Source organism: Bacillus sp. FSL K6-1000, from assembly GCF_038630785.1.
Taxonomy (GTDB): Bacteria; Bacillota; Bacilli; order Bacillales; family Bacillaceae; genus Bacillus; species Bacillus safensis.
The window spans coordinates 1812640-1826401 of sequence record NZ_CP152042.1 but is presented as its reverse complement, the minus strand read 5'-3'; the positions used below and the strand labels follow the sequence as shown (position 1 = coordinate 1826401).

The 13762-nt window shown below is 42.1% G+C and carries 13 protein-coding genes; 9 read left to right on the top strand and 4 right to left on the bottom strand.

Annotation, left to right across the window (positions count from 1 at the left end; all coding sequences use genetic code 11):
- Positions 1-2 precede the first annotated feature (2 nt).
- Together cysI and MHI46_RS09265 are read right to left on the bottom strand one after the other, a co-directional pair.
- Positions 3-1721: an assimilatory sulfite reductase (NADPH) hemoprotein subunit gene (cysI, locus tag MHI46_RS09270; RefSeq protein ID WP_059377376.1), complete on the bottom strand. Its 1719-nt coding sequence runs from the start codon at positions 1719-1721 to the stop codon at positions 3-5.
- A gap of 33 nt (positions 1722-1754) precedes the next feature.
- The gene (locus tag MHI46_RS09265; protein WP_047203414.1) at positions 1755-3575 is read right to left on the bottom strand and encodes an assimilatory sulfite reductase (NADPH) flavoprotein subunit; all 1821 of its coding nucleotides are present in this window, start codon (positions 3573-3575) and stop codon (positions 1755-1757) included.
- A gap of 261 nt (positions 3576-3836) precedes the next feature.
- Between MHI46_RS09265 and MHI46_RS09260 the strand changes: the two genes are divergently transcribed.
- Positions 3837-4235, top strand: coding sequence for a YobA family protein (locus MHI46_RS09260; protein ID WP_260982312.1), 399 nt, complete (start codon positions 3837-3839; stop codon positions 4233-4235).
- A gap of 69 nt (positions 4236-4304) precedes the next feature.
- On the opposite strand, the gene MHI46_RS09255 is transcribed toward MHI46_RS09260, so the two are convergent.
- Entirely contained in the window at positions 4305-5732 is a 1428-nt protein-coding gene (locus MHI46_RS09255) for an aldehyde dehydrogenase family protein (RefSeq protein ID WP_039179097.1), read from the bottom strand.
- 212 nt (positions 5733-5944) lie between these two features.
- Here MHI46_RS09255 and MHI46_RS09250 point away from each other — a divergent pair, with 212 nt between their 5' ends.
- The 3 genes from MHI46_RS09250 to MHI46_RS09240 are packed head-to-tail and all read left to right on the top strand — an operon-like array spanning position 5945 to position 7571.
- The gene (locus tag MHI46_RS09250; RefSeq protein WP_041085404.1) at positions 5945-6370 is read left to right on the top strand and encodes a DMT family transporter; all 426 of its coding nucleotides are present in this window, start codon (positions 5945-5947) and stop codon (positions 6368-6370) included.
- Between the two features lie 13 nt (positions 6371-6383).
- The gene (locus MHI46_RS09245) at positions 6384-7064 is read left to right on the top strand and encodes a cyclic nucleotide-binding domain-containing protein (RefSeq protein WP_041085406.1); all 681 of its coding nucleotides are present in this window, start codon (positions 6384-6386) and stop codon (positions 7062-7064) included.
- A gap of 21 nt (positions 7065-7085) precedes the next feature.
- Positions 7086-7571, top strand: coding sequence for a DMT family transporter (locus MHI46_RS09240; protein ID WP_041085408.1), 486 nt, complete (start codon positions 7086-7088; stop codon positions 7569-7571).
- Between the two features lie 7 nt (positions 7572-7578).
- On the opposite strand, the gene MHI46_RS09235 is transcribed toward MHI46_RS09240, so the two are convergent.
- On the bottom strand, positions 7579-8985 hold the full coding sequence (locus MHI46_RS09235) for a phospholipase D family protein (RefSeq protein ID WP_041085410.1): 1407 nt from the start codon (positions 8983-8985) through the stop codon (positions 7579-7581).
- A gap of 159 nt (positions 8986-9144) precedes the next feature.
- On the opposite strand from MHI46_RS09235, the gene MHI46_RS09230 reads away from it, so the two are divergent.
- The 5 genes from MHI46_RS09230 (at position 9145) to MHI46_RS09210 (ending at position 13740) form a co-directional block, all read left to right on the top strand.
- Positions 9145-9921 carry a MurR/RpiR family transcriptional regulator gene (locus MHI46_RS09230; protein ID WP_059377363.1) on the top strand — a complete coding sequence of 259 codons (777 nt, stop codon included), beginning with the start codon at positions 9145-9147 and terminating at the stop codon, positions 9919-9921.
- Between the two features lie 130 nt (positions 9922-10051).
- A complete protein-coding gene (gene pfkB, locus MHI46_RS09225; protein WP_144464620.1) occupies positions 10052-10966 on the top strand; it encodes a 1-phosphofructokinase in 915 nt (304 codons plus the stop codon).
- Between the two features lie 12 nt (positions 10967-10978).
- Positions 10979-12394 (top strand): PTS fructose transporter subunit IIBC, encoded by a 1416-nt coding sequence (locus tag MHI46_RS09220; protein ID WP_039179080.1) that lies wholly within the window; start codon positions 10979-10981, stop codon positions 12392-12394.
- A gap of 15 nt (positions 12395-12409) precedes the next feature.
- A complete protein-coding gene (locus tag MHI46_RS09215; RefSeq protein WP_039179076.1) occupies positions 12410-12868 on the top strand; it encodes a fructose PTS transporter subunit IIA in 459 nt (152 codons plus the stop codon).
- 2 nt (positions 12869-12870) lie between these two features.
- Positions 12871-13740 (top strand): class II fructose-bisphosphate aldolase, encoded by an 870-nt coding sequence (locus MHI46_RS09210; protein WP_047203423.1) that lies wholly within the window; start codon positions 12871-12873, stop codon positions 13738-13740.
- Positions 13741-13762 lie beyond the last annotated feature (22 nt).

The window sequence follows — 13762 nt, the reverse complement described above, 5'->3', positions numbered from 1 at the left end:
TTTTATTGCACATGAAAATTCGTGCCATCTGTTGTTGCTTTTACAATTCCTGCCCGAATCACAAAATCACCGAAATGTTCATCCTCTTCACGTTCTTTTGCATAGCGGGGGAGAAGAGAGCCAAGCTCGTTTAAAATGTCTTCTTCTCCAACATTTTCTCGGTACAGTTTACTTAATCTGCTGCCATCGAAAGCAGCGCCTAGATACATATTGTATTTGCCAGGTGATTTCCCGATAAAGCCAATTTCACCTAGTGCATGACGGGCGCATCCATTTGGACATCCAGTCATACGAATCGTGATTTCTTTATCACTTAAGCCGTTTTCTTCGACAATCTCTTCAATTTTGTCAATTAAGCGCGGGAGGTAGCGTTCTGCTTCTGCCATCGCTAAACCACATGTTGGAAGAGAAACACAAGCCATTGAACTGCGGCGCAGTGCCGAGTGCTGCTGGCCAGCTGATAAACCGAACTCCTGAATGAGCTGCTCGATTTGTTTCTTTTTATGCGTTGTGACATTTCCAATCATTAAATTTTGATTCGCTGTTAAGCGGAAGTCACCTGTATGAATCTTTGCGATTTCACGGATGCCTGTCATCAGCGGGTAGTCATCGTAATCCGTGATGCGGCCGCCTTCTACAAACATCGTATAATGCCATCTGCCATTGATGCCTTTTACCCAGCCATAGCGGTCACCGTTATGATCAAAGTGGTAATCTCTTGCGTCTAAAAGGGTAAACCCTAGGCGGCGTTCAAGCTCTTCTTTTACATTCTCAAGACCGAGACGGTCCACTGTATATTTAAAGCGGGCATTTTTTCTCACCGAACGGTTTCCGTAGTCACGTTGAATAGTGATCACTTGTTTGGCAATCTCTACAACTTGTTCCGGTGTACAAAAGCCAATCACTTTTGCAAGCTGAGGATAGGTCGCTGTATCACCATGCGTCATGCCCATTCCGCCGCCAATCGCGACATTAAAGCCGACTAATTGATCATTTTCAATAATCGCAATGAAGCCTAAATCCTGCGAAAAGACATCTATATCGTTAGCAGGAGGGACCGCCACACCAATCTTGAATTTTCTTGGCAGATAAAGCGGACCATACATCGGCTCAACCTCTGTATCAGGCGTAGCCGCTACTTTTTCCTCATCAAGCCAAATTTCATGATATGCTCTTGTTTGCGGAAGCAGGTCATCACTTAATTTTTTGGCGAGCTCGTATACGTCATGGTGTACTTCTGATTGATAGGGATTTGACGTACACATGACATTACGGTTCACATCGCCGCAAGCAGCGATTGTATCAAGCATAGTAGAGTGGATGTCTTGAATGGTCTTTTTCATGTTCCATTTTAAAATACCGTGAAGCTGAAAGGTTTCACGAGTTGTCAGCTTTAACGTACCGTTTCCATATTTATGAGCAAGCTCATCCATGACAAGCCACTGCTTGGATGTAGCAATTCCGCCAGGCAGGCGGACGCGCAGCATAAATTGATAGGCAGGCTCAAGCTTTTGTTTTTGCCGTTCATTTCTCAGGTCACGATCATCCTGTAAATAACTGCCATGATGCTTCATCAGGCGGTTATCATCATCAGGAATACCCGCTGAAATCGGATCAAGCATCACTTCTTTTAATGTACCCCGTAAATAATCACTTTTTTCTTTGATTTCCTCTACGTCGCTCGGAGGTCCATCCGGCGCTGTTAATGCTGTCTTCACCATGTAAGTAAAAGCTCCTTTCTCTCAAGCATTCAATCAATATACGTCACGCTGATAGCGTTTTTGCTGCTGCAAGTTGGCTAGATAGCTTTCTGCTTTCTCTTTGCTCATCGCACCTTCTTCTTGGATGATTGATAGAAGGGTATCATGAACATCATGCGCCATATGTTTTTCATCTCCGCAGACATATACATAGGCACCTTGTTCCAGCCATTCGAATAATTCTTTACTTTGTTTCTTCATTTGGTGCTGGACATATACTTTTTCCTCTGAATCTCTTGAAAAAGCCACATCCATTTTCGTTAACACACCATCTTTTAACCACTTTTGCCATTCGGTTTGATATAAGAAATCCGTCACAAAGTGCTGATCACCGAAGAACAACCATGACTTTCCATCTGCACCAACTTCCTCACGCTCCTGCATAAATGAACGGAAAGGGGCGATACCTGTGCCTGGTCCCACCATAATGATCGGTGCATCATGGTTTTCAGGAAGCTTAAAGTTTTGATTGTGCTGGATATAAACAGGTAGCTTATCACCTGGCTCTAAGCGCTCCGCACATAAGATTGAGCAGACACCTTGACGTTCTCTTCCGTGAGCATCATATCTCACAGCACCGATCGTCAAATGAACTTCTTCTTCATTTGCTTTAAGGCTGCTTGCAATGGAATAAAGGCGTGCAGGAATTTTTCTTAAAATCGCAGCGAAGTCTGCCGCTGTTCCTTCAAAAGGACCGAAATCACGAGCAGCATCTACTAAATCTCTTCCTGCTATATACGCTTTTAATTTTTCTTCGCTTCCTTCTTCTAAAAGGGCCTGCAAGGCTTCGCTTTTTGTAAAGGACGCCATCTTTTGAAGAAGAGGTTTTGTTAATACGGTAATCTCAAAATGAGAGGTGAGTGCTTCTTTTAAAGGAAGCGTGCCGCCGTTTTTATGAACGGTGACGGTTTCCTCTGCATTCCATCCGCATGTTGTGATCAGTTCATCAACAAGCGCAGGATCATTTGTTGGATAAATACCAAGGCTGTCACCTGGCTCATAAACAAGTCCTGATCCTTCAAGAGAAAGCTCCAAATGACGGGTTTCTTTGTTAGAGCCGCGGCCATTTAGGTTGATATTTTCAAGCACTTCAGCATAAAAAGGATTTGTTCTTGAGTATTCAGATGCAGCGGTTTGAGTGTTTACTCCTGCTGATTCCTGCTGGGTTGCTGCGGCTCCGCCTTCACTAAGTGAAGATGCCACCCCTTGAAGCCATTCAGAAAACGGCTCATCATAATCAAGGTCACAGTCCACTCGATCGAAAAGACGCGTTCCGCCAAGCTCTTTTAAACGCTCATCAAATTCTTTACCAGTTTGACAGAAGAATTCGTAAGAGCTGTCACCAAGTGAAAGGACAGAAAAGCTTAAATGATCAAGCTTTGGTGCACGTCTGCCGTGAACATATTCATGGAAAGAAAGGGCATTATCAGGCGGATCTCCCTCACCATGTGTGCTGACAATGATCAGTAAATTGTTTATTTTTTTCAGACTATTTGGTTTAAAATCTGACATAGAAGAGAGCGTAACTTGAAAACCTTTCTCTTCAAGATGCTGCGCTGTCTTTTTTGCTAACCCTTCAGAATTGCCTGTTTGCGAGCCATAAAGCACGGTCACATCTTTGCTGACAGGCTGCGCTGGTGCTGCAGCAGAAGGAGAAGGGGTTTGGGCAGTATTTTCTAATCCGGTTAAAGCTGCCTGTGCTGATAAATAACCGGTAAGCCAAATTTTTTGCTGATCTGTTAAAGTCGGAAGCAGCTGATTAAGCAGTTCTGCCTGCTGCTGACTAAACGGACTGTTCAATACATGAAGTTGCAACGATATCCACCTCACAAGGAATATAAACATAGATTAATTCGATAGGAATTATATATATAGGTTCAATTTGAACTTTACCGAAAGTTTGCCATTAAGTAAAATATATAATATTGATTGTCATGATTAAGATTTCTAATACCTTTGCAAGGTGAAGGAACTTGAAGATGAATCGCTTATCTGTATAAAGCACCTTAAGAAAAATGGGGCCGTTTTGAATGAAGAAGCAATCGTAAGGAATTGAAAAGGGGTGTATGAAAATTGATGCAGCTAAAATTTAAAAACAGAAAATGTTTTCGGCTTGTCTTCTTGATTGTTCTCATTTTATTAGCAGCGTGCAATTCTCCAAAGGGCAATATAAAGGATTCATACAATAAGAATAAAACAACAGCATCTTTTTCAAAAAAAGGCGTACTGCTAAGTAAAGGGGAAACAAATTTACTTCTTATAAATAATAGAACGCCTCTAAAAAGCGATGATTCATTGAATACACAACTATTTATTGATAAGTATAAAGACGATCTCATCATAATCGACTTAACGAAAGTAGATTCTAAAAAGCTGTCACAGGGTCAAACGATTGAGGTTTGGTTCGATGAGTTACAAGAATCGGCTCCTCCTAAAGCAACGGTCAAAAAATATCACATCATGATGGATAAGTAGGGGAGCAGGGGCAGATTCTTTCTATCATGAAAAAGGAGAAAAACCCTAAGGTTTTTCTCCTTTTTCAAATTATGCTGTTGGAAGTCCCATCACAGCTTTCACTTCTAAATATTCCTCGATTCCGAAGTCTCCCCATTCTCTTCCGATACCAGATTGCTTAAAGCCGCCAAACGGGGCAAAGTAATCTGTTTCGGCATTGTTAATGGTAATTTGACCGGCACGAATATGTTCAGCTACATATTTTAATGTTTTTTCATCTTTTCCAACCACATATCCAGCAAGACCGTACACTGTATCATTGGCAATCTCAAGGGCATGATCCAGGTCTTGATATGTGATCACACTCATGACGGGTCCGAATATTTCCTCTTGCGCAATGGTCATATCATTTTTCACATTTGTGAAAATAGTATGCTTGGCAAAATATCCTTTGTCTAGTCCGTCCGGCTTCCCAGTTCCCCCAGCAAGCAGATTGGCACCTTCTTGAATTCCTTTTTCAATATAAGACTGCACGGTATCCCACTGCTTTTTGGAGACAAGCGGGCCAGTGGCGTGATCTTCTCGCGGATCACCAACTGTAAACTTCGGCAGGGCATTCAGCAGCGCTTTTTCAAATGCGTCTTTCATTGATTCAGGAATCAGCACACGTGTAGCTGCGGAACATACTTGACCTGTATTCATCGCAATATGATGAACGGCTGTTTCGGCTGCCTCATCCACATCTGCATCATCTAAGACGATAAGAGGGGATTTACCGCCGAGCTCAAGAGCCACTTTCTTAATATTGTCTGCAGCGTTCTCCATTATTTTAGAGCCGACAGCACCTGATCCAGTAAATGAAACAAAGTCAATATCAGGGTGTGAGCTAATGCCGTCACCAATGACGTCACCAGTTCCGTTAACTAGGTTGAAGACTCCTTTTGGTACGCCTGCTTCATTAATGATGTCTGCAAGAATCATTGCGGCAAAAGGTGTAATTTCCGCAGGCTTTAAGACGACTGGTGAACCTGCTGCAATGGCACCTGCGATTTTAAGTGATGTTTGATTCGTTGGGAAATTCCAAGGTGTAATCAATCCGCTGACACCAATCGCTTCTTTTATAATGGTATGCCCGCCGCGGTCCTCAGTAAATGTATAAGATTTAAGTGCTTCCGCTGCTTTAGAAAAATGTTCATGTCCCATTTTGTAATGAACCTCTTCTGATACTTTCAGCGGTGCACCGAGCTCTTGTGTCATGACTTCTATCAGTTCATCCTTACGTTTTTCGTAGCCGCGCACAATGTTTTCAAGCATCTTTACGCGTTCATTTCGAGATGTTTTTGAGAAAGAAGGGAAGGCGGCACGAGCAGCTTTGACTGCCTTATCTAAATCTTCTTTTGTACCTAAACTAATGGTGCCAATGACTTCCTCTGTAGCAGGATTGATGACTTCCGTCGTTTCGTTTCCTGTTGATGCGATCCATTCTCCGTTAATAAAATGTTTCTCTTGATTTCTCATTCTGACATGTCTCCTTTTTATATGTGATTCCATTCAATATTCTGTTTTCAGGTGATATAAAACTGTACCCACTGTGAAAAATCTAAAACGATGAAACTGTAAAAGAAAAAGTTTCTGATATAATACGCAAAGTGGGACATATGTCCTTTTCAACATCAGGGCATCTATCATTTAATGGAACTAGACTGAAAAAAGAAGGAGCATTTGAACGAATGAAAGGTGTTATTTTCGCTTTATTAGGAGGCGCTTGTATTACACTGCAAGGCGTAGCAAACGCAAGAATCAGCCAGGATATCGGGACATGGCAGGCGGCAACTATCACGCAGCTGACCGGCTTTATGATCGCACTTATTATTTTACTGATCGTACGTGACGGACACGTTCGAGAATATCGAAAGGTGCAGCCGCTTTATTTAGTAGGCGGCGCATTTGCAGCCATTATTATTTTTAATGAAGTCACTGCAATTCAAATGATTGGTGTCACACTGACCATCGCTGCTTTACTCATTGCTCAGCTTGCATTCACCTTTGCAATCGATGCAAAAGGATGGTTTGGTGTACAGAAGAAGAAAATGAAATGGCCGCATTATGCAGGAATTCTATTGATGATCGCGGGTGTAATCATTTTAAAGCTATAAAGGAGGGAGTCAGATGGAAGAGCTTCATGATGAATGTCTATTTTCCTCTTATCTCAAGGCATATCAATTAGAAAACGTCTTTCATCAGAAACTCATATCACATGTCAGCTTATGGCGCTATGAGCAAGGTGAGCTGATTTGTTCAAAGGGAGATCAGAGGGAGCACTTGTACTTGTTAGTAAAAGGAAAATTAAAGATTTTCACCACCACAAAGGAAGGAAAGACCTTTATTCTTTGTTTTAAACATCCTCTTGAAGCCATTGGAGATATTGAATACGTTCAGCAGACAGATATGGTCAATACAGTGGAGGCTGTCACAGAAGTACATATGCTAAGGATTTCTCATCAAGCGCTCATGCGCCATGCGAAGGATGACCCCCGCGTTTTAACCTTTTTACTAAAGGGCATCACAAACAAATTTTATACGAAATCAAACGATTTGAGCTTCCACCTTTTATATCCTGTAGAGGTCAGGCTTGCGAGCTACTTATTGTCCGTATTAACAGGCGATAATAACGTGAACGCACTTCGTCTTACTGATGCGGCGAGCTTAATTGGTACAAGCTACCGTCATATTAACCGGGTGATTCAGCAATTCTGTGAAAAAGGGCTGATAGAGAGGCAAAGAGGCGAGATTACGATTCTTGACCGGAAAGGGCTCTTAGAAATAGCAGAGCACAACATTTATGAATAGAAGAAATGAAGGGATTCAGACATGATCATAGGAATAGGATTAGCCATCACGGCTGGCGCACTCGTCAGCTTACAAACCATTTTTAACAGTAAGGTCAATGAGCAGACAGGCTCTTGGTCAACGACAACTCTCGTTCTAGGTATGGGCTTTATTGCTTCACTTTTGATGGGTCTTTTGCTAGAAGGAACCGGCATGTTTCAATTAAGACATATGGAAGCGTGGTACTGGATTAGCGGAGCCATTGGAGTAGGGGTAGTCATCTGTCTCGTTCAAAGCATCAAACGCCTTGGTCCGACTTATGGAATCTCAATTGTCCTGATCTCACAGCTAGGTTCCGCGCTTTTGTTCGATTCGCTTGGCTGGCTTGGGTTAGAGAAAGTGGAATTTTCTCCCGCAAAACTATTAGGTGTCATTGTGATTATTGCAGGGATCTTGGTGTTTAAATTGACAAAATTGGAGGCAGTAGAAGAAGAGCAATCAGAAGAAAAAGGGCTGCCACAAGAGTAGCTGCCCTTTAGATCAACCGCCGCCATAAAACGGTTATCGCGGATAAACCATTTAAAAGGAGCCTTTTCATCAAAGGCTTTTTTTTCTGCCCATAGGCCCCCGCTTTATAGGCTGCTTTGTCCTTTGCGACGAGAATACTATAGGCCATTTTACGTTCGATTGCCTGAGTAAGTGATAGCGCAAACGGGGCACTATCAATGACCAAAATCGACTCTGTATTTAAAAAACTAGACCTCGCATCTAAATTATATGTCCCGATGATACTTAAATAATCATCAATCACCATTGATTTCGCGTGAATAGAATATGGACCTTCATATTCATATAAATGAACACCTGTTTTCATCAGTTCCTTTTTCGTGCTTAAATATCCTGCAAAAGCTAACGGATTTGGCGTCGCTGTAAGGGAATTCGTGACAACTGTCGTTTGAATCTCGCTAGCTAATGGAGTGAGGCCGTCTTTCATGGGTCGTGTCGGGATAATATAAGGCGTCTGTATGAGCACAGAACGCTTTGCTCGGTGAGCAAGATCGTTTAGTTTTTTGAGCACAAGAGGACGCTTATTGAAGCGCTCCACAGGATTTGTAAAAAATGCAATCTGTTTCACTGAAGTGCCGTCTGCTGCCCAATTAAAGGACGACATCACAAAAGGTTCTTTCGTACGCACTGCCTCCCAATAGGATCTAAGCAATTTCTTTCTTAGTTTTAAGCCTTTTTTTGCTTTTTGTTTGGAGAACACAGCATTTGTTCTTTTCGTAAAGTCATGATTCCATAAATAAACGAAGTATTGCTCCATTTCATCTAATACTTTTCCTTTTTTGTCGTTATAAAGCAGCACATCGCGGTCAAATGCAAAATCTTTCGGAGGCTGATCTGCAAAGTATTTATCACCTATATTTCTTCCGCCCATCACAGCCACTCGGCCATCTGCCAGCAGCAGCTTATCATGAAGGCGGTTATGCCACGTCCATGGCTTAAATAACCGAAAGGGCTCATAAAAACGAATGGCCATGTTCGGGTGATTAGCCACGGCATACTGTAAATGCTTCAGCGGTCCACGCAAACTGTGGCAGATGCCGTCTAAAAGCAGCTGAACCTTTACCCCTCGATCAGCTGCTTCAATTAAAGCACCTAGTACCCATTCGGCTGTTTTTCCCTTTTGAATGGAATAATAACTAAGGCGAATCATTTTCTTCGCCTCACGAATCATTTGAATTCTGGCCTGGCCAGACTCAAATCCATCGTCAAGAAGCATCACTTGATTTGTGCCCTGATCGTCTCCTGAGATGGAAGAGGCTTTATAGATACAATGTTCTTTGCACGTTTTTTGGATCGGTAAATAAAACAAAACAAATGCGGTCAAAAAGACATAAACGACATAGAGAAGGATCAGATAAAACAAAAGATGAAGCATACGGATCAGCTCCTTTCACATAGACACAACTTTTCCTTAGTTTATGTCAAAAATAAAATTTCACTCATTTTCGCCTTTCACCTAAATACATGACAAAAGAATCATCTTGTTTTTATTGGGCATTTAATTATAGTATGAAATGAGTAGGGGGGAATCGAATTGAACGAATCATTATTTAACATCCCAAGCGATGTATATCAAACGTTAAGTGAAACAGAACGTTATTTACTCAATTATATTCACCAGCATTTAGAGGATATCTCCACCTTATCCATTGTCACTTTAAGCGAAAGAGCCAATGTATCAACAGCCACAATTGTCAGACTGATGAAAAAAATTGGTTATAATGGCTATACGTCCTTTAAATATCGATTGAAACAAGAAAAGAAAATGACAGATGCAAGCGACCAGCTCAAGAATATTGATGAAGACATCAAACTAGCGATTCGGAAAAATGAAGAAGAGGTTTTAAAGACGATCCAGCTGCAAAGTATTGGACAAATTGAAGATGCCGTTCAAAAAATACATAATGCAGACAAAATTTATATTTTCGGCAGAGGCTTCTCAGAAATGATCGCCAAAGAGATGACCATCAAATTACAGCTCATCGGGAAAACATGTGAAGTACACGACGATCCGAATATCATTCGGCTGAAATCGCGAGACATTGAAAAAAGTGAGCTTGCCATCTTTGTTTCATTAAATGGCGAAACGTCTGAGCTCGTTGAAGCGTGTCAAAATCTCAGCATGAAGCAAGTGACAACTATTACAGTCACGACAAGAATAGATTCTACATTAAGCAAAATATCAGATATGACACTAGTCGGATATAAAGGGGAACAATCTTTCTTCCCAGATTATGAAGTCAGATCCCGCCTATCTCTCCATGTCATTGCCCGCATTTTACTCGATGCCTATGTGATCCGAATGAAATAACAAATAAGAAAGCCTTCGAGACTTTGATCTGGAAGGCTTTTTCTCATGAAAACCTTTACACATTCTGAAAACATTTTCACTGAATCGTATGAGATACTTTCTTTAGAGAAAAGAAAGAAGGTGAAACCAATTGATTTATACCTGCACCTTAAATCCTGCTATTGACCTATATATTGCATTAAAAGAAATGCGGGCAAATGCAGTCAATCGTACGGAAGATGAAGATTATCAGCCGAATGGAAAAGGCGTGAACGTGTCGATTATGCTAAAGAAATATGGCTTCACCAGCACCGCATTAGGATTTATCGCTGGATTTTCAGGCTCTTATATTGAACAATCCTTAAAGGATCTTTCCATTCAGACCGATTTTATCTCGGTAGAAGGAATTACACGCATTAATGTTTTTATCAATACGACAGAAGAATACAAGCTCGTGAACCAGGGCCCTGCGATTGAAGAAAAAGCGCTTCACGCCTTTCGTGAGAAAATTGCAGCTATCCCGCAGGGGGGCATCCTTATCATGTCAGGCAGTTTGCCAAAGGGCGTTCCTGCCAGCATTTTTTCAGAAGTAGCAGCTATTTGCCATCAACAGAAGGTCAAGTTCATTTTAGACACAAGCTCTGCAGCGGTTCTTGAGACGCTTCAATACAAGCCGTATTTATTAAAACCAAATGAAGAAGAAATTGCTGCTTTTTTCGGCAAAACACATCCTCTGTCAGAAAAAGAACTCATTCAATCAGGAGAAAAGCTTATTGAGATGGGTGCAGAGCAAGTGCTTATTTCCCGCGGGGGAGAAGGGGCTTTGTTCATTACGAAAAACGCCGTCTTAAAAGGAAACGCACCGACAGGCATTGTAGTAAATACAGCTTGCTCTGGAGATGCGATGCTTGCAGCTTTTCTTAGTAAACAGCTTGAAGGACATTCACCTGAAGAATGCTTACGATACGGCATTGCAACAGGAGCCTCTACCGCATTTTCGAAAGGCTTAAGTGATTTACATGACATTGATTCATTGATTGAGCAAGTACACATACAGAAAATATAAGGGGGAATACACATGAGCCGTAAAAAAATTGTCGCTGCAACCGGCTGTCCAACAGGCATTGCACACACATTTATGGCAGCTGAAGCATTAAAAATCGCTGCTGAGCAACTAGGGGTCGACATCAAAGTCGAAACGCATGGTCAAGTAGGAATTGAAAACGCTTTAACTGATCAAGACATTATGGAAGCAGATGGAGTCATTGTGGCAGCCGACAAAGATGTGCATACAGACCGTTTTCACGGCAAGCCACTGATTGAAGTGCCTGTAGCCAAAGGCATTCGCACGCCGACTGAGCTGATTCAGAGCATTATCAATGGAGATGCTCCCGTTCATCAAGTGAAAGGAAGAGCTTCTGGAACAGAGAAACCATCTGCTCCTTCATCCTCTCAACAAAAGTCGGCAAATAAATGGATACACACTATTTATAAGCACTTAATGAACGGTGTATCACACATGCTGCCATTTGTTGTTGGAGGCGGGGTCTTAATAGCTATTTCCTTCCTATTCGGAATCTACTCTGCTGATCCTCAGCACGAAACGTATCATCCGTTTGCCGCCTATTTGAAAAGCATTGGCGGACTTGGCTTCAGCTTAATGGTACCAATTTTAGCAGCATTTATCGCTGATTCGATCGCAAGACGCCCAGGGATGGTCGTCGGTTTTATAGGAGGGCTCCTTGCAAATGATGGAGGTGCTGGATTCTTAGGCGGTATTATCGCAGGTTTTGCAGCAGGATATATCATTTTATTGCTTCAATTCTTGCTTCAAAAATTACCAGCATCGCTTGATGGATTAAAATCGATCTTCATCTATCCTGTCATCGGTATTTTCTTAATTGGGGCTGTCATGACCCCGCTATTGGTTCCCATCACAGGGTTAAATAATTCCTTAATGGATTTTCTCTCATCTGTACAATCCACAAATCCGCTGCTTTTAGGCTTAATTGTGGGAGCAATGTGTGGATTTGATATGGGCGGACCATTTAACAAAGCAGCCTATGTTACAGGAACGGCTTTACTTGCACAAGGCAACCTTTACTTTATGGCAGGTGTGTCTGCAGCATGTATCACACCACCACTTATCATTGCGATTGCTACAACCATTTTCCGAAAACATTTCACGCCACAAGAACGAAATGCTGGGGCAATCAACTATATTCTGGGGGCGACACATATTACAGAAGGAGCCATCCCATTTGCGGCAAAAAACCCAGTCGTTGTCCTGCCAATTATCATGTTTGGTTCCGCCATCTCTGCTATATTGACATATTTGTTTGGCGTACAGGTTCCAGCTCCGCATGGTGGATTCCTTGTCCTTCCAGTTGTCACAGGTGCATTCCAATGGGTGCTTTCCATACTAATCGGATCAATTGTAGGTGCGATTCTATACGGACTTTACCGTAAAAAAATAGACAAACCCGCAGTTTAAGAGGGAGGAAGAGAAATAATGGAACATATCTATATGAATCTTCACGAAACAGCTTCTTCACAGGCTGGCGTGTTCGCAGCCATTGCTGACATTGCCTACAAAGCAGGTATTTGCACCTCACCAGAGGAAGTCAAAAAAGGCTTAGCGGAAAGAGAAGCTCTGAGTACAACCGGTTTTCAAGATGGATTTGCCATTCCGCATACACAAACAGAAGCCATCACGAAACCAGCACTTGTGATCGTCCGCACGGAAACAGGCATTGAATGGGACGCTTTTGATGGGAAGCCTTGCTTTTTCTTCTTATCCTTATTGATTCCTAAAAGTGAAGCAGGTACGACTCATTTAAAGGCTCTTTCTGCCCTTTCACGAGGCTTAATGGATGAAACGAAACGTCAAAAACTGCTGGAAACAAGAACAAATGAAGACATGCTGGCTGTATTAGAAACGGATATTTTAACGAGAGAGGATGTTTGATCATGCCTTTACTTTCAACAACACCAATGCTTGAGGCTGCGAAAAAAGAAAAATACGGAATTGTGGCATTCAATGTACACTCCTTTGACAGTATCTATTGGGTACTCGAAACGGCAGCAGAATTAAAGTCACCTGTGATATTGCAAACAACGGTTGGAACGGTTCAATCTCTTGGAGCAAAAGCGATTGCAGATACAGTGAAGGCGGCGGCTGATCAATATCAAATCCCAATTGGTCTTCACCTCGATCATTGCACAGACTTTGATGTGATTCTCACCTGTATCAGGGCCGGATATACATCCGTTATGATCGATGCATCTATGCACTCATATGAAGAAAATGTTCGCCGTACAAAAGAAGTTGTGGACCTCGCATTAAAAGTAGGGGTGAACGTTGAAGCAGAATTAGGCAAGGTAGGTGGTGTCGAAGATGATATCGTCGTTGATGAAAAGGATGCTGAAAAAGCCGTTCCATCAGAATGCCGCCAATTTGTAGAAGAAACTGGGGTGCCCACTTTAGCACCTGCGATTGGTACTGCCCATGGCATTTATAAAGGGGTGCCGGATATAGACTTTGCCCGCATTGAACAAATTGCGGACCTGGTCGATGTACCACTTGTTCTCCACGGTGGTTCTGCTGTACCGGATGAGGATGTGAAGCGATGCGTTGCACTTGGTATGGCAAAGGTGAATGTCTCAACTGAATTGAAAAATGCATACTCCGAGGCCATACGTGATCATTTCTCAAATGAACCTGAAAGCTTAGATCCGCGTATGTATTTACAAAAAGCAAAACAAGCAGCAAAAGACATGGTCCAATCGAAAATACGAATCGTTGGCAGTGAGGGCAAAGCCCATCCGCTATATCAATAAGAAAAAAAGCAGAGCTGCAATT